Annotated in this window: 27 protein-coding genes; all 27 read left to right on the top strand. The window is 68.7% G+C overall.

From position 1 onward, the window contains the following. Window positions 1-128: 128 nt before the first annotated feature. Window positions 129-1,442: a flagellar filament capping protein FliD gene (gene fliD / locus ABV606_RS00865; protein WP_353987998.1), complete on the top strand. Its 1,314-nt coding sequence runs from the start codon at window positions 129-131 to the stop codon at window positions 1,440-1,442. Beyond that, on the top strand, window positions 1,439-1,864 hold the full coding sequence (fliS, locus tag ABV606_RS00860; RefSeq protein ID WP_353987997.1) for a flagellar export chaperone FliS: 426 nt from the start codon (window positions 1,439-1,441) through the stop codon (window positions 1,862-1,864). Before fliD ends, fliS begins: the two co-directional genes overlap by 4 nt. Beyond that, on the top strand, window positions 1,854-2,171 hold the full coding sequence (locus ABV606_RS00855) for a hypothetical protein (protein ID WP_353987996.1): 318 nt from the start codon (window positions 1,854-1,856) through the stop codon (window positions 2,169-2,171). The genes fliS and ABV606_RS00855 overlap by 11 nt, the downstream gene beginning before the upstream one ends. A 151-nt stretch (window positions 2,172-2,322) precedes the next feature. Beyond that, the gene (locus tag ABV606_RS00850; RefSeq protein ID WP_353987995.1) at window positions 2,323-2,667 is read left to right on the top strand and encodes a flagellar basal body rod protein FlgB; all 345 of its coding nucleotides are present in this window, start codon (window positions 2,323-2,325) and stop codon (window positions 2,665-2,667) included. Continuing rightward, window positions 2,664-3,059, top strand: a complete 396-nt coding sequence (locus tag ABV606_RS00845; protein ID WP_353987994.1) for a flagellar basal body rod protein FlgC — start codon at window positions 2,664-2,666, stop codon at window positions 3,057-3,059. Before ABV606_RS00850 ends, ABV606_RS00845 begins: the two co-directional genes overlap by 4 nt. Next, window positions 3,056-3,388, top strand: coding sequence for a flagellar hook-basal body complex protein FliE (gene fliE / locus ABV606_RS00840; RefSeq protein WP_435415183.1), 333 nt, complete (start codon window positions 3,056-3,058; stop codon window positions 3,386-3,388). The genes ABV606_RS00845 and fliE overlap by 4 nt, the downstream gene beginning before the upstream one ends. Continuing rightward, the gene (gene fliF / locus ABV606_RS00835; protein ID WP_353987993.1) at window positions 3,388-5,031 is read left to right on the top strand and encodes a flagellar basal-body MS-ring/collar protein FliF; all 1,644 of its coding nucleotides are present in this window, start codon (window positions 3,388-3,390) and stop codon (window positions 5,029-5,031) included. Before fliE ends, fliF begins: the two co-directional genes overlap by 1 nt. Next, window positions 5,028-6,056, top strand: a complete 1,029-nt coding sequence (gene fliG / locus ABV606_RS00830; protein WP_353987992.1) for a flagellar motor switch protein FliG — start codon at window positions 5,028-5,030, stop codon at window positions 6,054-6,056. The genes fliF and fliG overlap by 4 nt, the downstream gene beginning before the upstream one ends. Then, window positions 6,046-6,651, top strand: coding sequence for a FliH/SctL family protein (locus tag ABV606_RS00825; protein WP_281487655.1), 606 nt, complete (start codon window positions 6,046-6,048; stop codon window positions 6,649-6,651). Before fliG ends, ABV606_RS00825 begins: the two co-directional genes overlap by 11 nt. Further along, on the top strand, window positions 6,651-8,003 hold the full coding sequence (locus tag ABV606_RS00820) for a FliI/YscN family ATPase (protein ID WP_422785342.1): 1,353 nt from the start codon (window positions 6,651-6,653) through the stop codon (window positions 8,001-8,003). The genes ABV606_RS00825 and ABV606_RS00820 overlap by 1 nt, the downstream gene beginning before the upstream one ends. Then, window positions 8,000-8,440 (top strand): hypothetical protein, encoded by a 441-nt coding sequence (locus ABV606_RS00815; protein WP_353987991.1) that lies wholly within the window; start codon window positions 8,000-8,002, stop codon window positions 8,438-8,440. The genes ABV606_RS00820 and ABV606_RS00815 overlap by 4 nt, the downstream gene beginning before the upstream one ends. Beyond that, window positions 8,437-9,888 (top strand): NlpC/P60 family protein, encoded by a 1,452-nt coding sequence (locus ABV606_RS00810; protein ID WP_353987990.1) that lies wholly within the window; start codon window positions 8,437-8,439, stop codon window positions 9,886-9,888. The genes ABV606_RS00815 and ABV606_RS00810 overlap by 4 nt, the downstream gene beginning before the upstream one ends. A gap of 25 nt (window positions 9,889-9,913) precedes the next feature. After that, window positions 9,914-10,363: a flagellar hook capping FlgD N-terminal domain-containing protein gene (locus tag ABV606_RS00805; RefSeq protein WP_353987989.1), complete on the top strand. Its 450-nt coding sequence runs from the start codon at window positions 9,914-9,916 to the stop codon at window positions 10,361-10,363. Between the two features lie 82 nt (window positions 10,364-10,445). Beyond that, window positions 10,446-11,615: a flagellar hook protein FlgE gene (locus ABV606_RS00800; RefSeq protein ID WP_281487659.1), complete on the top strand. Its 1,170-nt coding sequence runs from the start codon at window positions 10,446-10,448 to the stop codon at window positions 11,613-11,615. Between the two features lie 135 nt (window positions 11,616-11,750). After that, entirely contained in the window at window positions 11,751-12,305 is a 555-nt protein-coding gene (locus ABV606_RS00795) for a DUF222 domain-containing protein (protein WP_353987988.1), read from the top strand. Further along, window positions 12,268-13,371 carry an HNH endonuclease signature motif containing protein gene (locus tag ABV606_RS00790; protein ID WP_353987987.1) on the top strand — a complete coding sequence of 368 codons (1,104 nt, stop codon included), beginning with the start codon at window positions 12,268-12,270 and terminating at the stop codon, window positions 13,369-13,371. Before ABV606_RS00795 ends, ABV606_RS00790 begins: the two co-directional genes overlap by 38 nt. Before the next feature lie 224 nt (window positions 13,372-13,595). Beyond that, window positions 13,596-14,051: a DUF4383 domain-containing protein gene (locus ABV606_RS00785; protein ID WP_281487661.1), complete on the top strand. Its 456-nt coding sequence runs from the start codon at window positions 13,596-13,598 to the stop codon at window positions 14,049-14,051. A gap of 718 nt (window positions 14,052-14,769) precedes the next feature. Further along, window positions 14,770-15,042 (top strand): flagellar FlbD family protein, encoded by a 273-nt coding sequence (locus tag ABV606_RS00780; protein ID WP_353987986.1) that lies wholly within the window; start codon window positions 14,770-14,772, stop codon window positions 15,040-15,042. Further along, window positions 15,042-15,833, top strand: coding sequence for a motility protein A (locus ABV606_RS00775; RefSeq protein ID WP_353987985.1), 792 nt, complete (start codon window positions 15,042-15,044; stop codon window positions 15,831-15,833). The genes ABV606_RS00780 and ABV606_RS00775 overlap by 1 nt, the downstream gene beginning before the upstream one ends. Next, the gene (locus tag ABV606_RS00770; protein WP_353987984.1) at window positions 15,830-16,645 is read left to right on the top strand and encodes a flagellar motor protein MotB; all 816 of its coding nucleotides are present in this window, start codon (window positions 15,830-15,832) and stop codon (window positions 16,643-16,645) included. Before ABV606_RS00775 ends, ABV606_RS00770 begins: the two co-directional genes overlap by 4 nt. Window positions 16,646-16,756: 111 nt before the next feature. Further along, window positions 16,757-17,680 (top strand): flagellar motor switch protein FliM, encoded by a 924-nt coding sequence (locus ABV606_RS00765; protein ID WP_353987983.1) that lies wholly within the window; start codon window positions 16,757-16,759, stop codon window positions 17,678-17,680. After that, window positions 17,677-18,375, top strand: coding sequence for a flagellar motor switch protein FliN (gene fliN, locus ABV606_RS00760; protein WP_353987982.1), 699 nt, complete (start codon window positions 17,677-17,679; stop codon window positions 18,373-18,375). The genes ABV606_RS00765 and fliN overlap by 4 nt, the downstream gene beginning before the upstream one ends. A 6-nt stretch (window positions 18,376-18,381) precedes the next feature. Beyond that, entirely contained in the window at window positions 18,382-18,987 is a 606-nt protein-coding gene (locus tag ABV606_RS00755; RefSeq protein WP_353987981.1) for a flagellar biosynthetic protein FliO, read from the top strand. Between the two features lie 26 nt (window positions 18,988-19,013). Continuing rightward, entirely contained in the window at window positions 19,014-19,847 is an 834-nt protein-coding gene (fliP, locus tag ABV606_RS00750) for a flagellar type III secretion system pore protein FliP (RefSeq protein WP_281487669.1), read from the top strand. Further along, complete coding sequence (fliQ, locus tag ABV606_RS00745) at window positions 19,847-20,119, top strand: flagellar biosynthesis protein FliQ (protein WP_281487670.1); 273 nt, start codon at window positions 19,847-19,849, stop codon at window positions 20,117-20,119. The genes fliP and fliQ overlap by 1 nt, the downstream gene beginning before the upstream one ends. Before the next feature lies 1 nt (window position 20,120). Beyond that, a complete protein-coding gene (locus tag ABV606_RS00740) occupies window positions 20,121-20,882 on the top strand; it encodes a flagellar biosynthetic protein FliR (protein ID WP_353987980.1) in 762 nt (253 codons plus the stop codon). After that, window positions 20,879-22,060, top strand: coding sequence for an EscU/YscU/HrcU family type III secretion system export apparatus switch protein (locus ABV606_RS00735; protein ID WP_353987979.1), 1,182 nt, complete (start codon window positions 20,879-20,881; stop codon window positions 22,058-22,060). Before ABV606_RS00740 ends, ABV606_RS00735 begins: the two co-directional genes overlap by 4 nt. Window positions 22,061-22,106: the final 46 nt, after the last annotated feature.

The following is a 22,106-nucleotide window of genomic DNA, read 5'->3' as shown; positions in this document are numbered from 1 at the left end:
AGCCTGAACGACCCGGCGGCGGTGCGAGAACTGGACCTCTCGCGCCGTCGCCGGGCTCGTAGTACCACCGGCATCCCTGACCGAATTCCGAACCCGACACGCTCCGGCCCCGATCAGAAAGGCTCCGCATGGCGTTCGCTATCGACGGTCTCGCGAGCGGGCTCGACACCACTGCGCTCATCAACTCCCTGATGCAGATCGAGGCGGTACCTCAGACGCTGCTCAAGCGGCAAGTCGCCTCCACGCAGACGACCCTGAGCGCCCTGCAGAACCTGAACTCGCGCGTAGCGGCCCTTGGCGAACGAGCCAAGGAACTGCTGAAGCCACAGGCGCTCGCTCCCGCTGCAGCCAGCAGCAGTTCGGATGCCGTCACCGCAACCGCCCGCCCCGGCACCGCTGCCGGGAGCATCGACATCATCGTCGATCAGCTGGCGTCGCGGCAGAGCAGCGTTTCAGCAGCGATGAGCGAATGGACTGCGGGGCCGCTCACCATCTCGACGGCCGCCGGAAGTGTCGTCGTCGACCCGGCAAGCGGTGCTCTCGACGACCTCGTCGCTGCGATCAACGCGAGCGGCGCGGGCGTCTCGGCGACGAAGGTGTCGGTGGGCGGCGGCCTTGCGCGATTGCAGCTCACGTCGGCGACATCCGGAACCGAGGGCGCGTTCACGGTCTCGGCTGGCGGCTTCACCGATGTGGTGCCGGCCCGTGACGCTCAGGTGCGACTGTGGGCGGGCACCGGTGCTGAGCAGGTCATCACCTCGTCGAGCAACACCTTCACCGACCTGCTGCCCGGTGTCGATGTCACCGTGCGGGAGACCTCGACCGATGCCGTCACAATCGACGTGGCGCGCGATGACGCGACGATCACCGAGTCGGTGACCGAGTTCGCCGGAATGATCGGCCAGCTCGTGCAGTACATCGCGACCAACTCAGCGGTGACGGTGTCGAACGGCGCCGGAGGCAGCACCACCAAGGGTGGCATCTTCACCGGCGACAGCATGGTCCGCGATGTGCGAAGCCGACTCACGGACGCTGCGATCGGCCCGGTCGATGGGCGCTCGCCCTCCGAGATCGGCATCACCATCACTCGGCAGGGTGCGATCGAGTTCGACGAGGAGAAGTTCACCGCCGCGCTGGCAGACGACGCCGCCTTCGCCCAGCGAGCGATCACCGTCATCGCGGAACGCATCGCATCGGCGAGCGACCTCGTCTCAGACAAGTACGACGGCATCCTCACTCAGAAGATCACCGGTCAGGAGTCGACCGTCAAGCGCTTGAGCGACCAGGTGCTCGAGTGGGATGCACGGCTCGAGCAGCGACGCACGACCCTGCAGCGCACCTACGCAGCACTCGAGGTGGCGATGGGTCAGTTGAACGCGCAGTCGTCATGGCTGAGCTCACAGTTGGCGGGTCTCAGCACTGGGCAGGGGAGCAAGCGATGACCACGGGCCTCAACCAGTACCAGCGCGACGCCGTGCTCTCGGCGAGCCCCGCGCAACTCGTCACGATGCTGTACGACCGGCTGCTCGTCGATCTCCATCGCGCGAAGCGCGCTCAAGCCGGCGGCGACTTCGCAGAGGCTTCTGTTCAACTCCTCCACGCCCAGCGGATCGTGCAGGAACTGGCGGTGTCGCTCGACACCAGCCGATGGGCCGAAGGCACGCAGCTCGCAGCCGTGTACGAGTGGGTGCAGTCGAGGTTGATTCACGCCAACATCCGGCATGACGCCGAAGCCGTGATCGAGTGCATCGCACTGCTCGAGCCGTTGCAGTCGGCCTGGCACGAGGTGCTGGCAGGCATGTCTGTCGCGCCCCCCGCCTCAACGGCGACGAGTGAGCAGGGCGGCGTGCTCGGTGTCGCCTGACTCCTCCGAGACTCGGGGAGCGGGCGCTGCCTGCACCGGCCTCGATGCATGGGCCGCCGAGCTCGAGCGCCTGGAACGCTCGCTCGAGGACGAGCATGGTCTCTCTGCGGGGTGGGAGCCCCCGGCATCACTGATCCCGATTCCGGAATCGCTCCGGGCACGTGCCGAGCGCTTGTTGGCGCGTCAGGAGCAACGCCTGTCTGAACTGCAGACGCGCGCGGAAGGCGTCAAGAAGCACCTGCGCGCGCTCAACACAGTGCCGCCCGCGAAGGAGCACGCGGCAGTGTTCCTCGACGTCACAGGCTGACGCACGCCGTCCGCCGCCCCAGTACAAGCACAACACGGCGCTCGCTAACGCTTCGCAGTCGACTGCCGATAGCTGTAGTCGAGCACGGATCGCTCAATGCCAGGCCATGGATAGGCCGCCCTTCGACAACAACGCCGAATAGGGAACTGCAGTGTTCGAATCCGTGTCTTTCAATGCGCTGAGCAGCGCACTCGACGGGCTCGCGCAGCGCCAGCGGGCCATCGCCAACAACATCGCGAACGTCAATACGCCGGGCTATACAGCCAGACGCGTGCAGTTCGAATCCGCCCTCGCCTCCTCGGTGGCCGCGGGCGACGGACGTGCCGCCGCGAGCGAGGGTCGCTCGCTCGAGCCGACACGTCTCGACGGCAACAATGTGAACCTCGAGACCGAGACGCTGTCGAATATCGACACGGTGCTTCGCTACCAGTTCGCCACGCAGTCCATCAGCGGCAGCTTCAGCTCGATCCGCGCCGCGATGAGGAGCAGCTCGTGACCTTCGACGCGCTCGGCATCGCCGGCACCGGCATGACCGTGCATCGGAAATGGCTCGACGCGGTCGCCGACAACCTGGCGAACATCAACACGGCCCGACCGACCGACGGGGCGGCGTTCCAGGCCCGATACCTCATTGCCCGCGAAGGCGCAGAAGGGTCTGGCGTGTACGTCGAAGGCGCAGCCTGGGGCGACCCGGAGGGGCGCATGGTGCACGACCCCCAGCACCCGCTTGCTGACGAGGCCGGCTACGTGCGTTACCCCGACATCGACATGGCCGCCCAGATGGGCCAGCTCATCCTCGCCCAGCGCGGGTACCAGGCCAGCGCCGCGGTGATCGAGCGCGCGCGGTCGAGCTACGAGGCGGCGTTGCAGATCGGCAGGCAGGCATGACGTTCCCCATCGGCGCGATCGGTGACGCGCTGCCCGGCATCGCCGCGATGCCCGCGATGCCCGGAATGCGCGCCACGGACGCCGTTCGCGGCACCGAGGGCGCGTCGGGCGAGGGGTTCGCGGCGGCGCTCGGCCGCGCCGTCGACGGCACCCAAGCGCTGCAAGCCGAGTCGAAGACCCTCGCCATCAAGGCGGTAACCGGTGAGCTCACCGACATCCACGCGGCGACCATCGCCTCGAGCCGGGCCCAAGTCACCCTCGAGCTGGTTGCGGCGATCCGGAACAAGGGCGTCGATGCGTTCAACGAGATCATGCGGATGCAGGCCTGATGCCCCAGGCCGTCACCTCCCTGTTCCAGCGCGCCCGCGCGGTGGTCGCCGGGTTCAGCATTGCGCAGCGCACCATCGCGCTCATCGGTATCGCCGTGCTCGCGCTCGGCATCGTCGCGCTCGGATCGTGGCTGCTGCGTCCCGCCTATTCCCCACTGTTCACCGGGCTGAGCGCCGCGGACGCCAGCGCCATCGTCGAGCAACTGCGTGCTGAGAACGTTCCCTATGAGTTGCAGGCAGGCGGGTCGACCATCCTCGTGCCTGAGGCGCACGTCTACGACCAGCGGCTGAAGGCCGCGGCGGCGGGGATGCCGAGCGCGGGCGCCAGCGGGTACTCGCTGCTCGACCAGATGGGCGTGACAGCTTCCGAGTTCCAGCAATCGGTCACCTACAAGCGTGCGCTCGAGGGTGAGCTCGCGGCGACGATCGGTGCCATGCAGGGCGTGCGCACGGCATCCGTGCGACTGGCGATTCCAGAAGAGACGGTGTTCGTTGCGCAGAAGGCCGACCCCACGGCCAGTGTCTTCATCGAGACTTCGCAGGGCACGACCCTCTCGAACGAACAGGTGCAGGCGATCGCGCATCTCACCTCGGCGGCCGTCGAGGGCATGCCGGTCGAGAACGTCGCGATCATCGACGCCGACGGCACGGTGCTGTCGGCCGTCGGCACGGGCACGGCCGGAACCGCCGACCAGCGCGCCGGCGATTACGAGAGCCGCGTTCGCACCGCGGTGCAGGCGATGCTCGACCGCGTCGTCGGCACAGGCAACGCGACGGTCGTCGTGGCGGCAGAGCTCAGCCTCTCTACCGGTGAGCGACTCGAGGAGACCTACACCAACCCCGAGGGCGCACCCGCGATCAACGAATCGACGACGACCGAGCAGTACACCGGCAACGGCGACACCGCTGCGGGCGTGCTCGGCCCCGACAACATCGCGGTGCCCGGGAATGCGCAGGGCGGCGCGTACAACTCGGAGACCAGCACGAGGAACAACGCGCTCAACCGAGTGACCGAGTCGACCGTGCGACCGGCGGGCGAACTCGTGCGCCAGAGCGTCTCGGTCGCGGTCGATAGTGCCGCGGCGGAAGGGATCGGCGCGGCAGACCTGCGGGCGCTCGTCGCCAGTGCTGCTGGGATCGACACCGACCGTGGCGATTCGGTGACCGTCGAAGTCGTGCCCTTCAGCCAGGCCGCTGCCCAGCAGGCCGCCGCAGAGCTCGAGGCTGCGCGAGACGCGGCCTTTCAGGAACAGCTCTGGCGCATTGCGACGATCGTCATGATCGCCCTGGCGATCCTCCTGCCACTGCTGCTCGCCGTGGTGATGATGAAGCGCCGCGGGCGCGGGCGCCACGTCGCCGTGCCGGCCGCCATTGAGGCGCCGCCCACCGCGCCGCTCGACTACCAGGAGGTCGTGCCGCCGCCCGTGGACGATGAGCCGGAGCTTCCCGAGGTGATTTCGGCCGCGCGCCGCCGTGCCGAGATCGAGTCGCTCGCCGCGCGCGACCCTGAGCGCACGGCCGACTTCCTCCGCGGGCTCATGGCAGAGCAACCTTCACTCGCCGCCGTGCCGCAACTCTCCGTGGGCGAACCCGCGGCGGTGACCGCCTCCGTGCCGACGACTCCGATCGAGGCGGCCAGATGACGACAACAGTCATCACCGCTGCCGAGCAGCTGACCGGAGTACAGAAGGCGGCGATCGTGCTGCTCAACCTCGACCCTGCCGCCGCTGCGCAGGTCATGTCGAAGTTCACCGAGGCTGAAGCCGAAGAGATCGCCGCCGAGATCACCCGCCTTGGACGGGTCGCCCCTGAGGCGGTCGAGCGGGCCTTCAGCGAGTTCCACGACATCGCGCGGCATGGTCGGGTCGCGTCGCGCGGTGGCCACGATGTGGCAGCAGGGCTCCTTGAAGCGTCGTTCGGTGCTGAGCGTGCCGCGGGAGTCATGAACCGGGTGGCGTCGAGTCTTGCCGGCAAGTCGTTCGAGTTCCTCGAAACCCTCGATCCGGCGCAGGTCGCAGGGCTGCTCGAGAGCGAGCTGCCTCAGACCGTCGCGCTCGTGCTCGCCCACCTTCGTCCCGACCGGGCTAGCTCGGTGTTCGGGGTGCTGCCCGAAGAGGCTCGTGCCGATGTCGCGCAGGCCCTCGCCACTATGGGATCTGCAGCACCGGATGCCGTGCAACTCGTGGCCGACACCATGAAGCTGCGCGTGGGGGCGGTCGCGGCGCTGCGCGAGGCCGAGGCGGTCGGCGGCGTGCAGCCGCTCGTCGACATCATCAACCGCGCCGATGTGACGATCGAGAAGTCTCTGCTGAGCGAACTCGACGAGCGTGACCCGGAGCTCGCGGAGGCCGTGCGGTCCCGCATGCTGACCTTCGCCGACATCACACGGCTCGAACCGCGCGATGCGCAGCTGGTGCTGCGAGGCGTCGACGCCGCGACCTTGGCGCTCGCGCTGAAGGGCGCTCCCGAAGCCGTCTCGTCGGTGATTCGCGCGAACCTCACTGAGCGCAACCGCGAGGTGCTCGACGGCGAGCTCGAATTGCTCGGGCCCGTGCGGCTCTCGCAGGTCGAAGAGGCCAGGGCGGAGATCGTGCGCACGATTCGGGACCTCGAAGCGCAGGAGGCGATCACCGTGCAGCGCGGCGACGAGGAGGAGTATGTCTACTGACATCGCCTTCGCTCGACTTGAGTACCCCGCGGTGCACGATGCCGAGCACAAGCGTCGTGCCGCAGGGGCGGTCGCGGAGGGGTTCTCGGCGGGGTACACGGCCGGCATGCGCGCCGCGAGAGCCGAGCTTGAACATGAATTGGCCCGTGTGAAAGCGGAGGCGGAGGCGTCCGCCCGCGCGATGGCGGAGGCGCAGGAGCAGCGTGTCGCTGCCCTGACCACCGCTTCCGAGGTGTTGCGGCAACGCGCCGCGGAGCTCACGGGAGACGCGCAAAGCCTGCTCCTGCGAGCGACCGTCGAGTTGAGCGAAGCGGTGCTCGGCACCGAGCTGCGCGATGGTGAGCACGCGGCGAGGGCGGCCCTGAGTCGTGTGCTGGCCCATCCGGATGCCGGCGAGGCGGTGGGCATCCGCATGCACCCCGTCGACGCGGCGCTCCTGAGAGCGGGATCGGCCGAGTCGTTGCCGCCGATCGTGGACGATGCATCGCTCGATCGCGGTGACGCGATCGCCGATCTGCCCGAGGGGTGGATCGACGCCAGGCTCCGCTTCGCGTTCGAACGTGCGAAGGCCTGCCTCGAGGAGATGACGCCGTGATGCCGGCGACGCGAGCGGCATCCGCCTCAGGGATGCGACCAGCCATTGAAGCGGCGCTCCACCGCGCCCGACGCTCGGCGGCTCCGCACCGCGTGGGGCGGCTGTCGTCGATGGTCGGGTTGAGCCTCGAGGTCACGGGGCTCGACGCGGCGATCGGCGAAGTCATCATGATCGACGATGCGGCGCCCGTCGCAGCAGAAGTCGTCGCGGCATCCACTGGTCGCGTGCGATGCATGCCGCTGACCAACCCGTCCGCGCTCCGGGTCGGCGCACCGGCGCGCCGGCAGGCGCATCCCTCGCTCGTGCCCACCGGTGCCACTCTGCTCGGACGCGTGCTCGATGGTCTCGGTCGCCCCATCGACGGTCTCGGCCCACTGCGCCCTTCGTCGTGGGTGTCGCTCACCAATGACCCGCCAGGACCGTTGGAGCGCACCCCCATCGCCACCGCGCTGCCGCTCGGCGTGCGCGTGCTCGACACCCTGACACCGGTGGGACGCGGGCAGCGCCTCGGGCTCTTCGCAGGCTCAGGGGTGGGGAAGTCGTCGCTGCTGTCGATGATCGCGCGGGGCTCGACGGCAGAGGTGACGGTGATCGCCTTGATCGGCGAGCGCGGTCGCGAGGTTCGCGAGTTCCTCGAGCATGACCTCGGCCCAGAGGGGCTCGCACGCTCGGTCGTCGTCGTATCGACCTCGGACGAGCCCGCGCTGATGCGCCTGCGCGCCGCGTTCCTCGCCACCCGCATCGCGGAGACCTTCCGGGACGACGGGGCCGACTGCGTGCTCATGATGGACTCGCTCACCCGTGCGGCGGCCGCCCAGCGCGAGATCGGGCTCACGGCAGGCGAGCCGCCCGCGACGCGCGGCTATCCGCCGTCGACGTTCTCGATGCTCGCACGCCTGCTCGAGCGCGCCGGGCCCGCCAAGAGCGGCTCGATCACCGGTATCTACACCGTGCTCGTTGACGGCGACGATCACAATGAGCCGGTCGCAGACGCAGCGCGGTCGATCCTCGACGGCCACATCGTGCTCACCCGTGAATTGGCCGTCGCAGGGCATTTCCCCGCGGTCGACCCCCTCGCCTCGGTGTCGAGACTGTCCAGTCGATTGACGGATGCCGAGCAGCGCGCCGCGCAGACCGCATTGCGACGAGTGCTCGCCGCGCGCGCCGGTTCCCGCGACCTCATCGACGTCGGCGCGTATCACGCTGGAACGAATCCCCGCATCGATGCCGCGCTGCGGCACTCCGATGCCATTGAGGCATTCCTGACGCAACGCCTCGACGAACTCGTTCCGGCCGACCGGGCCTGGGCTGAGTTGCAGGGACTCGCCGCGCTTCTCGGGGCCGCAGCATGAAGGCCGCGTCGCCCCTGCTCTCGCTGCTGCGCTTGCGCCGGTCCGAGGCTGATCGCGCCGCGCAGGAACTCGCCGCCCGCCGACGGCGGGCCGAGGAGCTGCAGGCGAGGTCCGCCGCCCTGCAGCACGAACTGGGCCTGCTGCCGCTGGAGCCCACATCGCCGCACGCACTCGCAGCGCTGGCAGCGTCGCGGGCGGCGATGAGCAGCATGCTGGCAGCCCTGGCCGCGGCGAGGGCGGCACAGAATCGCTCGGTAGGCGAAGCGGAGGCGGAGCACCGAGCTGCTCTCCAGCGCAGCCGCGCACTCGAGCGGGTGACCGAGGAACATGCTCGGCAGGCCGAGCAGGCAGCGCAGCACGCCGAGCAACTGCGCCTCGACGAGGTGGCCGGGCTGCGAGGCGCGCTCCGCGCGGCTGACGAAGGGGGAGTCGTATGACCGTGCCGCAGATCGCACCGGCATCCGCCGGTATCGGCGCCATCGAATCGCGCGTATCAGAACTGCGCACGCTGCTCGACCGAGTGCACTCGCGCGGCACGCCAGGACCGACCGAGAGCGCCTTCGCCGGCTCGCTCGCCCGCGCGCTCGGCGCGAACCCGAGCTCGGCGGTCGGGCTCGCCGTCGATGGTGCGCACGGGGCAGGCGGAGGAGAGGCGATCGTCGCGGCGGCGAAGCGATACCTCGGTGTGCCGTACGTGTTCGGGGGCGAAGACCGGAGCGGGATGGACTGCTCAGGGCTGGTGCAGCGCGTGTTCGCCGATCTCGGCATCGACGTGCCACGGCTCGTGCGGCACCAGCAGCATCTCGGCACTGAGGTGAGTTCGCTCGCGGATGCGCAACCGGGCGACCTCATCGTGACGCACAACGCCGACCACATCGTCATCTATGCCGGAGACGGGCAGATCATCCACGCGCCGTATGCGGGCCGCACGGTGTCTCTGCAGCCCAACTACCTCACGGATGCCGACATCAAGACCATCAGGCGGGTAACCGTGCCGGGCGCGGCACCCGTGCAGACTGCGCCTGCCGCCTTGCCGCTCGTGAGCGGCCCTGCCACCACCGCTGATGCCGCGGCGGCCGTCGCCTCGGTGCTCGGCGCGATGCCGGGAGCGGCCGGGGGCAGCGGTTTCGGCGCACCAGTGGACGGATTCGCCTCGCTCATGAGCGCGAGCTCGCCGGCGGGAAATGCGGCAGCAGAGGCGGCGCGTCTTACATCGACTCTCGGCGCTGCGCCGACCCCGCTGATGCGAGACGCGGGCATTGCGGGTGGGTCCCTGCTCGGCGCCGCCGCAGCTGCCGCGGGAACGCCGACCTCCGGAGCGCCCGCGCCTGATGCGCCTGCCGAGGCCCACGCCACGTCTGCCCCGAGGGCCGCGCACGCAACGCTTGCAGAACAGCTGGGTCGGCCGATCCTCGCGCTCGCCTCGCGCGGGGCCGGTGAGCACACCGTGACGCTCAGCGTGCAGCCCGAGCAGCTCGGACCGGTCACCGTGCGCGCGAACATCGGCACCGACGGCATCCGCATCGAACTCCTCGCACCGGACCAGGGCCGGGAAGCGCTTCGGGGGATGCTGGGCGATCTTCGACGCGAACTCGGGATGCTGCACGCCGGAGCGCGACTCGACCTCGCCGATGCCTCCACCTCGAATGGCGGCGGCCAGGGCAGCGCTGCCCGCGACGCCGGGTCGGCGGCCGGATCGTTGAACGGCGAGTCGCGCGATGCAGGAACGGGTGAGCATGGCCACGCGAGCAGTGGGGCCCCTGTTGATCGCGCGGCCGCGGAGCTCGCGGCATCCGACTCGGCGCTGCCCGTCACCGAGGCGCGACCCACTGCACTGCCGGTCTCACTGACTGGGCTCGGCGCGACCATCGACCTGTTGACCTGACCGGATTGCTGAACGGAGCCACAAGATGACGATCGACGCACTCGGCGGAGCTTCCGGCGTGCACGCCGGCAGCGGCCGCCCGGTCGAGCGCAAGCAGACCATCGACAGCGAGGTGTTCCTGCAGCTGCTCGTCACGCAATTGCGCAATCAAGACCCGAGCTCGCCGATGGACACCAATCAGATGATCGCGCAGAGCACCCAGCTCGCGATGATGGAGCAACTGACGGCCCTGGCGCGCACCGGCGAGGAATCATTCTCGCTGCAGATGCGCAGCACTGCGGCGGCGTTGATCGGTCAGACGGTCGAGTATCTCGACGCTGACGGCGCGGCTCGTTCAGGGCTCGTGTCGTCCGTGTCGTTCGCCGGCGCGGTGCCCGCGCTCGTGATCGATGGCAGGTCGATCGCACTCGACGCGGTCACAGCAATCCCGCCCGTCCCCGGCAGCACGCCCGGCGCAGCGCCCGGCGCCGCGTAGACCGCGCGACCGCCTCCACGAACCGACGGATGCCGCGGCATCCACCTCCGAACTTCCGAAACTCGACCGAAAGGGCACCACAATGCTCCGCTCCCTGTACTCCGGCATCTCGGGACTGCGCTCGCACCAGACCATGCTCGATGTGACCGGCAACAACATCGCAAACGTCAACACCACCGGCTTCAAGGGATCCGCCACGCAGTTCCAGGACACGCTGTCGCAGCTCGTGCAGGGCGCGGGTCGCCCCGCCGCGAACGTGGGTGGCACCAACCCGGCACAGGTCGGCCTCGGTGTTCAGGTGGCCGGCATCACCACGAACTTCTCGCAGGGCTCGGCCCAGATGACCGGCCGCAGCACTGACATGATGATCGCCGGAGACGGCTTCTTCGTCGTGCGGCAGGGCACCGAGACGCTCTACACGCGTTCGGGCGCGTTCGACTTCGATGCGCGGGGTCGGCTCGTGACGGCTGACGGCGCGTTCGTGCAGGGGTGGGCCGCCGCGGGTGGCACCGTCAGCGCTGGTGGCCCGGCCGGCCCGATCACGCTGCCGCTCGGGGCGATCGCGCCCGCGGTCGCGACCACCACAGCGAGCCTCGGCGGCAACCTGCCTTCGGATGCAACCGTGGGCGACCAGCTCGTTCGCGAGGTCGAGGTGTTCGACGCGGCGGGCAACGGCCGGATGCTGAGCTTCACGTTCACCAAATCGGCCGCGGGCTGGGACGTGAGCGGCGACGACGGCAGCGGCGCGGTCACCGCCTCACTGACGTTCACCGACGGTGTGCTGGACGCTGCGCCGGCCATGACCATCGGCGGTGTGGCGGTCGACTTCGGTGCGGTGACGGGCTACGCGGGGCTCACCACGGCCACGGTCACTGGGCAGGACGGCCGCAACGCAGGCACACTCGAATCCTTCTCGCTCGCGAAAGACGGATCGATCGTTGGCGCGTTCAGCAACGGAGCGACCGAAGTGCTCGCGCAGCTCGCGCTGGCCAACTTCGTCAACCCTGTGGGGCTCGAAAAGGCCGGAGCATCGTCGTACCGCGCCACCCTGAACTCGGGTGCCGCGGCGCTTGGCACGGCAGGTAGTGAGGGTCTCGGGCTAGTGCTCGGTAGTGCGCTTGAGATGTCGAACGTCGACCTCTCGCAGGAGTTCACCAACCTGATCGTCGCACAGCGCGGGTTCCAGGCGAACGCCCGCATCATCACCACGTCGGACGAGGTGCTGCAGGAGCTCACGAACCTCAAGCGGTAGTTCTACGCTTGGGCGGCGGGCCTGAGCCGGCGTGCGACATTTCCTCCACAGGGGTCGTCTTCTCCACAGGAAAGCGGCTGCTGATCTGGGTTTTTCGTGGATCGTGAATGTCGGGGCTGGTGACAGCATCGGGTCATGGTTCACCGATCGGGCGAGGGCGACGCGGCTTCTGGCGCCGCCGCTGGGGCAGGCGCGGTCGATGCTGCGTTGCTGCCTGCGGGGTTGGTGGCGTTCGTTGAGGCGCAGCACGCTCGGATCGACAGCGCGGATGACGCTGGCCTGATCGAGTTGCTCGAGGTCGCGGAGCGGGCCGGCCGGCTTCTTGACTCGCTTCGGGTCTTGGTCGCTGGTGAGATTGGTCGTCGGTCTCGCACGAGCCTTGGTGAGGAATCGATGGCGAGGCGTCACGGTTGTCGCACCGCGGTCGAGTTGGTGCAGCGCGTCACCGGCGTCAGCGCGGTGACCGCGCAGCGCCGCCTGCGGCTGGGCGAGCGGCTCACGCCAGAGACGACGCTCACCGGCGAGACGGTGCCGCCGGCGTTTCCGACGGTGGCGGCGGCGCTGCGGGAGGGTCGGATCGGCGTTGATACGGCGACGGCGATCGTGACCACGTTCGGGCCGCTGCTGGATCGTGTGACGCCGGTGGAGGATCGTGACCTGGTGCCCGGCCGGGGGTGTGCTCGAGGTTGACTTCGTCGCGGCGGAGGCGGCGGTCACCGGTTCGGCGGGCGAGTTCCATGCTGATGAGGTGCGGGTGCAGGCGCAGGTGTGGCGGGCCGCGATCGACCCTGACGGTGTGCTCATCTCGGATGAGCAGGCGATGGCGCGCCGGTTCTTGCGGTTGGGTCGGGCCAAGGGCGGGTTGATCCCGATCACCGGGATGCTGATGCCCGAGGTCGCCGCGTCCCTGCAACGGCAGTTGGATGCGCACCTGTCACCGCGACGCCAAGTCGCGTTCGAGGACTCCGATTCGGTTTCGGGCGCGGATGCCGACAGCGCCTCGAGCCCGTCAGGACAGCGAGAGGCGTGGGCGGCCTCGGATCCTGCGGCTGCCTCGGGCGCCAACCGTGCCGGCGCGGCTGCAGCGGGCCTCGGAGCAGGCGTGACGGTCGCGTCCGATCTTGGTGGCACCCCGGTCTACGGTGGTTCGAACGATCTCGTGAAGCCGGATCCGCGGTCCTTCGATCAGCGCCGGCATGATGTGCTGGCCAGCATCCTCGATACCGCCGCCCGCGCCGCCGACGCGCCGACGATCGGTGGGGCACCGCCGACGGTGATCGTCGCCGTCCAGCACCGCGATCTCGACCGGGGCAGCGGGGCGGCGATGGTCGATGGCATCAGCGAGCCGGTGAGCATGGTCAAGGCCCGCGCCTACGCCTGCAACGGCGGCATCCAACCGGCGATCGTGAACACGCACGGCGGGATCATCTCCCTCAGCACCCCGCAACGGGTGTTCACCGCGCAGCAACGACGGGCGATCACCCTCCGCGACGGCGGGTGTGTGATCCCAGGCTGCAGCATCACCGCTGCGTGGTGCGAGCTCCACCACGTCACGCCCGCCAGCCTCGGCGGACCAACCAGCGTCGAGAACGGGGTGAGCCTCTGCTACTTCCACCACCGCACCATCGACACCAGCGGCTGGCAGATCAGCATGCGCCACGGCACCCCATGGGTGAAACCCCCGCCATGGCTCGACCCGACCGGCACCTGGCGACCCAGCACCAAATCCCGCATCCGCATCGCAATGCGAACATGAGAGGAGACGGGCGTTCATCGTCCTCTGAAGCAAATCCCACAGCGCCTCGCTCAACGAGCGTCGCGGCTGCAAGCGCGTCCGCGGTGTCGTGAGCGGAGACTCAGAGGGCGTCGAAGCGCCGGGAAGTGGGAGAAGCGCCTTCTGATCTGGGAGAAAGATTCGTTGGTCTCTAGCGAGGCTCCCGTGCGGGGGGTTCAATGTGCCCAAACACGGAGGAGCTCATCATGGCTACCAATGTCGCGTACGGTTACGCGGAAACCGCAGTGCAGAAAGTGTCGATGATCTACGGAATCGTCTTCCTGGTCGTCGGCATCGCGGGGTTCATCCCCGGGATCACCACCAACTACGACACGATGCAGTTCGCGGGGCATGACTCCGAAGCTTTGCTGCTCGGCCTGTTCCAAGTCTCGATCCTGCACAACATCGTCCACATTCTGTTCGGCATCGCGGGCCTCGCGTTCGCACGGAGTGTCACCGGCTCGCGCGGGTTTCTGATCTGGGGCGGCGTCATCTACGCGGTGCTGTGGCTCTACGGCCTGTTCTTCCAGGGCGAGCACGTCGCAAACTTCGTGCCCCTGAACAACGCGGACAACTGGCTGCACCTGATCCTCGCCGTCACCATGCTGCTCTTCGGCCTCCTGCTGAACCGCGATACCCGCACGCGCGACGTGACCGTGTAGAGCTGCGTTCCAGCCTCGCAGGCTGACCGGACGTCGGTCGCTACCTCGTGCTCGCCTTTGAAAGCCGATGGAGGGCCGTGCCCTACTGCCCGCTCGGGCATCGCTTCTTCGCTAGCATCACGGCATGCGGGTCGCGCTGAGCTTGATGCTCGTGGTGCTCTTGTCCGGCTGTGCCAGAGGTGCGGTCCACGATGAAGGTGGGCACTCAGGTCCGAGGCCACCTTCCGAGAAGCCTGCAGCCGAGCCGTGCGTTGTGGTGTCCCAAGCGACGCTGGCCGCGTTGAACACGTCGATTGCTAACCGGGATGCCCGTAACTCCTTGCAAACGGCGCTTGCTCGCCACGACGCTGCAACGGGGAGTTGGTTCATTGTCGGTGCGTACACGGGCCCAGCAGGCGCGAGCGAAGGTGCTCTTGGAATATGGTCGACGGACAGCGACGCCACGAGCGACAATTTCGACGGACTGCTCTGGTCAGTCGACGGCGGGGCAGCCCAGCACTCCGACAGCCCGCCGGGTCGTCATCAGATCGACGAACGCGGTCACGCCATCCTGGGTTGCGCGCCGATGCTTCCTTAATCCATAGCCCCATCGGCTGCTCCGGCGCCGCCCCGCGACTCCTTACACGCTCCAACTGTGCTCCTGCTAACGCTCCGTACTCAGCGACCGAGAGTAGGGAGTGCCGGGCGGCTACGTTCCACGCCCTGCGGGAGAAGAGGCATGCTCGAGGTCACGCGGCTCAATGGGAGTCGGTTCGCGCTGAACCCTGACCTCATCGAACGGGTGCACGCCGCGCCCGACACCACGATCGTCATGATCGACGGCTCGCGCTACATCGTCGCCGAGACCGTGGCCGAGGTGATCGACCGCGCCGAAGCGCAGCGGGCCCGCGTGCTTGCGCGCGCGCTCTCGTTCGGCGCTCAGTCGTTCGGCGCTCAGTCGTTCGGCGCTCAGTCCTTCGAAGCTCAGTCCGCTCCAGAGGGGGTGCGCTGATGGATCCCGCGATGATCATCGGTCTCGCACTCGCCTTCGGCTCGCTGCTCGCGATGATCTTCCTCGAGGGAGCGAGCGTCACCTCGCTGCTCATCCCAGCGCCGATGATCCTCGTCTTCGGTGCGACGATCGCGGTCGCCATCGCGAGTTCCACGATTCGCGACAGCATCCTCGCGGTGAAGACCCTGCCGCACGCCTTCCGCGGCAAGCTGCCCTCGAACGACGCGCTCATCGAGCAGCTGGTGCACCTTGCCGAGGTCGCTCGTCGCGAGGGGCTGCTCGCACTGGAGCGAGAAGCGGAGAGCGTCGATGATCCTTTCCTGAAGCGGGCCCTTCAGCAGGTCGCCGACGGCACGGATGCCGAGGAGCTCCGCGACTCCCTCGAAGACGAGCTCGACACTCGTGACCGCAAGAACCGCACGGCAGCGAAGTTCTTCAGCGTCATGGGCGGGTACGCGCCCACGATCGGCATCATCGGCACGGTCGTGTCGCTCACTCACGTGCTCGAATACCTCGAGTCGCCCGAGACGCTCGGCCCGGCCATCGCGACGGCGTTCGTCGCGACCCTGTGGGGCCTGCTCTCGGCGAACTTCATCTGGCTGCCGATCGGCACTCGCCTCAGCCGCCTGGCAGACCTCGAGGTCGACCAGCTCAGTCTCGTGCTCGAGGGTGTCATGGCCGTGCAGGCAGGCGCCCAGCCCAGGCTCCTCGCTGAGAAGCTGCGCGCCATGGCGCCCGATCGCAGTTCCGCCGCGCCGGCAAAGCAGAGCAGCCTTCAAGAAGCGGCGTGACCGTGCGCCGAGAGCGGAGTGCGGGGAAGGCGGGGCGTACGCGCCGCCGCTACGGCGGAGAGGGGGCTGGTAACGATGGCCCGGACGAGCGCTGGATGGCGTCGTACCTCGATATGGTCACCGTCCTCATGTGCCTGTTCATCGTGCTCTTCGCGATGTCGACGGTCGACCAGGAGAAGTACGAGGAACTGCGCGCGTCGCTGCAGAACGGCTTCGGCATCGAGGAGAGCGACGACCCCGACGCGATCCCCGTGACAACCGTGATCCCGGAGACAGTGGAGGACGACGAGGAAGCGCTCCGTGCAGCCGCTGAGCGCGAGCTTCACGACCTCATCGCGTTGCGCGACCGCATCAGCGCCGACCTCACCAGGCACGGCATCGCCGAGAACGTGCGCTTCGACATCGACTCCCGCGGCCTCACGATCCGCCTCGTCGGTGCTGAGACCTTCTTCGACGGCAACAGCGCGGCTCTCCGGCCGCTCGCGCGCGACGTGCTCGGAGTCATCGCACCGGCGATCTCCGGCATCCCGAACCAGGTCTCGATCGAGGGGCACGCCGAGCCCGAGGGCGACTCGGGGCCGTACGCGACCGACTGGGAGCTCTCCGCCGACCGGTCGACCAAAGTACTTCGCCACATGGTCGAGCGTCTGTCGATCGCGGCGACTCGGGTCAGCTCGATCGGCTACGGCTCGGCACGCCCGGTGGAAACCGATGGGGCCGCCGACCGCTCACTGAATCGCCGTGTCGACATCGTCGTGCTCTCCGACGAGTCGGAAGAGGTCCGCAACCTCATCCCGGCGCTCCTCGACTGACCGCCGCCTCGATGGTCGGCTCCGCGCATCCAGAGCCGACGCCCTCCGGTGGAGCCGATCGAGCGGATGCCGCGGCTAACCAACGCCGCTCGGCGGCCGATAGTCGCGCATGTGACGGTCCAGGAACACGTGGGCGGCGGCGTGCCCGCAAGCCCCTTGCGCAGCATTGAGCTGTACGACTTCCGGCGCCCGTCGACCCTCGCCCGAGAGCACAGTCGCGTGCTCGAGCTCGCGTTCGAGACCTTCGCACGCCAATGGGGCACTCAACTCACGAGCCGCGTGCGCGCGATGGCACAGGTGAGCTGCGAGCAGGTCATCATGACCCGCTACGACGACTACGCGGCATCCCTGCCGCCGACGACCGCCATGGTGCTCTGCACCATCGAGGGGCACCAGTCGAAGGCCGTCGTGCAGTTCCCGACCTCCGCCGGGCTCTCGTGGATCGGCTCGATGCTCGGCGGCACGGTCACCGGAGCGGTGCCCGAGCGGCAGTTCACCGCGGTCGAGCAGGCGCTGCTCGGCAAGGTGATGGAGCAAGCGCTCGAAGACCTCGGCTACAGCCTCGGGGCGCTGCTTCCGGCTGCACTCGCGGTTGAGAAGGTGCACTACAACTCGCAATTCGCCCAGGCGGCGCCTACGGCAGAGCTCATGATCGTCGCCCGGTTCTTCATCCGAGTCGGGGAGAACCTCGCGCCTGCGACGGTCGCGATCCCGGCCGACACGATCCTGCCGCAGTTGGGGGGAGCCGCCATCGCGGTGAACCAGGCCGAATCGCACGCCGCGCTTCGGTCGCAGCTCGGCGAGGTGCCGGTCACGGTCGGTGCCCGCTTCGCCCCCGTCACGATCACACCCGAGCGGGTGCTCTCGCTCGCGGTGGGCGATGTCCTGCGCCTGCCCCATCCGCAGCACCGCCCGCTCAGGCTCGCCGTCGACGGCGAACCCCTCGCGACCGCGGCAGTGGGCCGCAGCGGCACCCGGCTCGCCTGCATCGTCGTCAGCACCGAAGAGAACACACGAGTGGAGAACCCCGCATGAGTCCCACGCTCACCCTTCACAATGACGCGGCTGACGCGCTCGTCCGGCTGCTGCCGAGCACTGTGCCCCTTCAGGCTGTCCCGGTCGACGACCGCGGGCTCGTGACCCAGCGCGCAGCCAGTGCGATCACCGCGGACTTCGTCGGTACGGCATCGGCCAGGCTTGCGATCGTGCTCGCTCCCGAGGGCGACCTTGCAGCGATCGCCGGCACGACGACACCGCTCGTGTCGAGCGCCGATGTCGTGCGTCCCGCGCTCGAGGCGGCGGCGGCGGTGCTCGGCGAAGGTGTGCTCGGTGAGCCGGCGAGCGGGGACGCCTCCGACCTCATCGCAGACCCCCAGACGGTGCTCTTCGAGCTGGCAGCCGCAGGACGGCCCGCGGGCTGGTTCGCTCTTCGTCTGCGCGAGCAGCCATCGGCGTCGCCTGTGCGAGCGGTGCCATCGCTCGATCGCTTGGCGCGCATTCACAACGTCGAGATGGCCCTGACTGTCGAGATCGGGCGCACGCGGATGTCGGTGCGCGACGTGCTGGGCCTGGAGCCCGGAGCGGTGGTCGAACTCGACCGCTCCGCCGGCGCACCGGCGGATGTGCTGCTCAATGGCCGTTTAATCGCGCGCGGCGAGATCGTCGTCATCGATCAGGACTACGCCGTTCGGGTGACCGAGATCCTCGATACGGCCGAAACGCTGAGCTGAGCCGCATTGGACGAGTTCCTGCTCGCACTCCGCGTGCTGCTCACCCTGGCGGCCCTGCTCGCCGTGCTGTGGTGGGTGCAGCGACGGGTCGCCAGGCGCCAAGCGGCAAAGCCTGAAGCGCCTGCGATCGCGGTGGTCAGCAGGCAGGCGCTCACCCCGAAGGCCCAAGCGGTGATGATCGAGGCCGATGGCCGTCGGCTCCTGCTCGGCGTGACCGAGCACTCCGTGACAGTGCTGCACGCGGATGCCGATGCGCCGCCCGCTGAGACTGCTTCGTCCGCCGACGATGTGGCGAGACGAGCCCGACTGACGCTCGCACCCTCCGTCGCCGCATCCGACCTCGCCGCATCCGACCTCGCCGCATCCGACGCTGCGGACGCCGAGCTTCCCCCCGCTCTGGCGGATGTGACATCGTTCGAAGCCGCGCTGGCCCGAGCGGCCGCGAACCGCGATGGAGCTGCCGCGAACCGTGGAGCCCCGCAGCCCACCGCTCAGCAGGCGGACGGAGAGCCGCTGCGCCGGCCGCGCAACAACCGCCGACGCATCACGCCCGAGACCGTCGGCTGGCGCGCATACGGCGGTGAACTGCTCCGAGTGGCGCGAGGGCGATGACGGCGAGGGCGATGACGGCAAGGTCGATGACACTTCGCCGTGCCGGGGTGCTGCTCGCCGGCATCCTTCCGATCACCCTGCTTCTGCTGTTGGCGGGAGCAGTGCCGGCCGCGTACGCCGCGCCCGGCGACCCGGATGAGCCGATCGCTCCGACACCGCCCACCGCCCCCGCTGACCCAGGCACGGGGAACGGCTTCAGCGTCGAGATCAACGGGCCCGATGGCGAACCCTCGGCGGCCGTCGTCACCCTGATCGCCATCACGCTGCTCTCAGTCGCGCCGGCGCTGCTGCTCATGATGACGTCGTTCACGAAGATCTTCGTGGTGCTCGCCATGGCCAGGAACGCGCTGTCGCTGCCCTCGATTCCACCGAACCAGGTGCTCGCGGGGCTCGCGCTGTTCCTGTCGCTATTCGTGATGGCGCCGGTCATCGGCGAGATCAACGACGTCGCCGCACAGCCCTATATGAACGGCGCGATCACCTTCGAGCAGGCGCTCGAGCTCGGCGTCGCGCCACTGCGGGAGTTCATGTTCGCCTTCACACGAGAAGAGGACCTCGCGCTCATGACTCGCGTCGGAGGCCTCGAGAACCCGGAGGGCCCTGCCGACGTCGCGCTCACCACACTCATCCCGGCGTTCATGCTCTCCGAGTTGCGCGCGGCCTTCATCATCGGCTTCGTGGTGTTCATCCCGTTCCTCGTGATCGACCTGGTCGTGGCGGCCGCGCTCATGTCGATGGGCATGATGATGCTGCCCCCGGTCATGATCTCGCTGCCGTTCAAGATCCTGCTCTTCGTGCTCGTCGACGGCTGGGGGCTCATCGTCACGGCGCTCGTCGGCAGTTACATGGGGGCCCGCTGATGGACGGAGGGGCGGTCCTCGACATCGCGCTCCGCGGACTCGAGATCACGGCCAAGCTCGCTGCGCCGATCCTCATCACTGCGCTCGTCGTCGGCTTCGCGATCTCCCTGCTGCAGTCGATCACGCAGATCCAGGAGATCACCCTCTCATTCGTTCCCAAGGCCGTCGCGGTCGCCATCGCGCTGGTCGTGGCGGGGCACTGGATGATCTCCGAGCTCGTCTCGTTCACGCACGAGTTGTTCGCCCGCATCCCGACCCTGCTCGGCGGCTGAGATGCCGATCTCGATCGACTACGGGTGGCTGCAGCAGTTCATGCTCGCGGCCGTGCGAGTGACCCTGTTCCTCGTCATCGCACCGCCATTCGCCTACCGGGGATTCCCCGCGCGGGTGAAGGCGATGCTGGCCATCGGGCTCGCACTCGCGTTGTCAGCCCAGTTCGCGACACCGGCCGGCGCGGCGGGCGCCGGCGAGTTCATCACGGCACTGACGCTCGAGGCGGTGGGGGGCGCCGTGCTGGGCCTGCTCGTCATGGTCGTCTTCGCCGCGGTGCAGTCGGCCGGGAACCTCATCGACGTGTTCGGCGGGTTCCAACTCGCGCAAGCCTTCGACCCGCAGGCGATGGTCAATGGCGCGCAATTCACCCGGCTGTTCCAGTTCGTCGCGCTCGCCCTGCTCTTCGTCACCGGCGGGTATCAGCTCATCCTCGCCGGGCTCGCGCGCAGCTTCACCGCCGTGCCGCCTGGAGGATCGGTCGAGTTCTCTGACCCGGTGGCGCTCGCTGCAACGCTTGTCACCGAGCTGTTCCTCGCCGCGGTGCAGATCGCCGGCCCGCTCCTGATCGTCTTGTTCCTCGCCGATGCGGGGCTCGGACTGCTCACGAGGGTGGCTCCGGCACTGAACGCCTTCGCTCTCGGGTTCCCGCTGAAGATCCTCGTGACACTGATGCTCGTGCCGATCGTGGTCGTCGCGATTCCGCATGTGATCGACTCGCTCACGAGTGACGCCCTCGCGTTGCTTCCGGGGGCGGGCCGATGACCGACACCGGGGAGCGCACCGAACAAGCCACGCCGAAACGGATGCGTGAGGCTCGGCGCAAGGGACAGCTCAGCCGCTCACAAGACCTCACCGCCTGGCTCGGCATCGCCGCCGGGGGAGCGGTGCTCCCCGGCACGGTCGTGCTGGGAGCCGGAGCGATGGGCGACTCCGTGCTGCGCACTGGGGGAGTGATCGCGAACCCGGAACCGGCCAGAGCGTTCGCGGTGTTCGAAGAGGCTTTGGGGGCGACGGGGAGCATCATGCTGCCGCTGCTCGCGACGGTCGCCGCGGTCGTCGTCGCTGGGGCAGCAGTGCAAGGCGGCGTGCATCTGAAGCCCCTGCGAGGGCGGTTCGAGCAGTTCGACCTCGTGAAGGGCACGAAGCGGGTCTTCGGCACGCAGGCGCTCTGGCAGGGCGCGAAAGCTCTGCTGAAGACCGCCGTCGTCGGGCTCGTGCTGGTCGCAGTGGTGCAGGGGCTCATGCCGCACCTGCTGTCGGCAGGGGCGCTGCCGATCGCCGCACTGCTGGATGCTGCGGCATCCGGTATTGGAGCACTCATCCAGGCGGCTGTGATCGCCGGCATCGCGCTCGCGATCGTCGACGTGCTCGTCGTCGCGCGACGCAATCGCAAGCACACACGCATGACCAAGCGTGAGGTGCGCGACGAGCACAAGAACAGCGAGGGCGACCCGCTCATCCGGCAGCAGCGCAGATCGAGGCAGTTGGCGATGAGCCGCAACCGCATGATCGCTGCGGTCTCGGGGGCCGATGTGGTGCTTTTGAACCCGACGCATCTCGCTGTTGCGCTCCGCTATGAGCAGGGCAAGTCGGCGCCTCGCGTGGTGGCGAAGGGTCGAGGCGTGATCGCGGCCCGCATCCGAACCGAGGCCGAGCGGCACGGAGTGCCCATGGTGCACGACAAGCCCCTGGCCCGCGCGCTGCACTCAGTGTGCGACATCGGAGACGAGATCCCGATCGAGCTCTACAACGCGGTGGCGACCGTGCTCGCCTTCGTGATGGCGCTGAAACGCCGCGGCTCGCAAGGCGGGGTGCACCGCATCGACCCGGGCGGCTCCGCACTGCCCGCCACTGATCTCTCCACCGAAGACGTCGCCGCAGGCATCCGTGCTGAAGACGACGCTCCAGCCGAAGACCCTGTTCCAGGAGGTACCAGGTGAATCGCAACTACTCGAGGCTGCTCGTTCCCGTCGGGGTGGTCGGCAT

The organism is Ruicaihuangia caeni (genome assembly GCF_040536845.1).
Classification (GTDB): domain Bacteria; phylum Actinomycetota; class Actinomycetes; order Actinomycetales; family Microbacteriaceae; genus Ruicaihuangia; species Ruicaihuangia caeni.
This window is presented reverse-complemented; position numbering and strand designations above follow the sequence as displayed.

Coding starts and splice junctions, on each gene's coding strand:
- fliD (WP_353987998.1), top strand. CDS start 129: ATGGCGTTCGCTATCGACGGTCTCGCGAGCGGGCTCGACACCACTGCG.
- fliS (WP_353987997.1), top strand. CDS start 1,439: ATGACCACGGGCCTCAACCAGTACCAGCGCGACGCCGTGCTCTCGGCG.
- fliE (WP_435415183.1), top strand. CDS start 3,056: ATGACGTTCCCCATCGGCGCGATCGGTGACGCGCTGCCCGGCATCGCC.
- fliF (WP_353987993.1), top strand. CDS start 3,388: ATGCCCCAGGCCGTCACCTCCCTGTTCCAGCGCGCCCGCGCGGTGGTC.
- fliG (WP_353987992.1), top strand. CDS start 5,028: ATGACGACAACAGTCATCACCGCTGCCGAGCAGCTGACCGGAGTACAG.
- ABV606_RS00825 (WP_281487655.1), top strand. CDS start 6,046: ATGTCTACTGACATCGCCTTCGCTCGACTTGAGTACCCCGCGGTGCAC.
- ABV606_RS00820 (WP_422785342.1), top strand. CDS start 6,651: ATGCCGGCGACGCGAGCGGCATCCGCCTCAGGGATGCGACCAGCCATT.
- ABV606_RS00815 (WP_353987991.1), top strand. CDS start 8,000: ATGAAGGCCGCGTCGCCCCTGCTCTCGCTGCTGCGCTTGCGCCGGTCC.
- ABV606_RS00810 (WP_353987990.1), top strand. CDS start 8,437: ATGACCGTGCCGCAGATCGCACCGGCATCCGCCGGTATCGGCGCCATC.
- ABV606_RS00805 (WP_353987989.1), top strand. CDS start 9,914: ATGACGATCGACGCACTCGGCGGAGCTTCCGGCGTGCACGCCGGCAGC.
- ABV606_RS00800 (WP_281487659.1), top strand. CDS start 10,446: ATGCTCCGCTCCCTGTACTCCGGCATCTCGGGACTGCGCTCGCACCAG.
- ABV606_RS00795 (WP_353987988.1), top strand. CDS start 11,751: ATGGTTCACCGATCGGGCGAGGGCGACGCGGCTTCTGGCGCCGCCGCT.
- ABV606_RS00785 (WP_281487661.1), top strand. CDS start 13,596: ATGGCTACCAATGTCGCGTACGGTTACGCGGAAACCGCAGTGCAGAAA.
- ABV606_RS00780 (WP_353987986.1), top strand. CDS start 14,770: ATGCTCGAGGTCACGCGGCTCAATGGGAGTCGGTTCGCGCTGAACCCT.
- ABV606_RS00775 (WP_353987985.1), top strand. CDS start 15,042: ATGGATCCCGCGATGATCATCGGTCTCGCACTCGCCTTCGGCTCGCTG.
- fliN (WP_353987982.1), top strand. CDS start 17,677: ATGAGTCCCACGCTCACCCTTCACAATGACGCGGCTGACGCGCTCGTC.
- fliP (WP_281487669.1), top strand. CDS start 19,014: ATGACACTTCGCCGTGCCGGGGTGCTGCTCGCCGGCATCCTTCCGATC.
- fliQ (WP_281487670.1), top strand. CDS start 19,847: ATGGACGGAGGGGCGGTCCTCGACATCGCGCTCCGCGGACTCGAGATC.
- ABV606_RS00740 (WP_353987980.1), top strand. CDS start 20,121: ATGCCGATCTCGATCGACTACGGGTGGCTGCAGCAGTTCATGCTCGCG.
- ABV606_RS00735 (WP_353987979.1), top strand. CDS start 20,879: ATGACCGACACCGGGGAGCGCACCGAACAAGCCACGCCGAAACGGATG.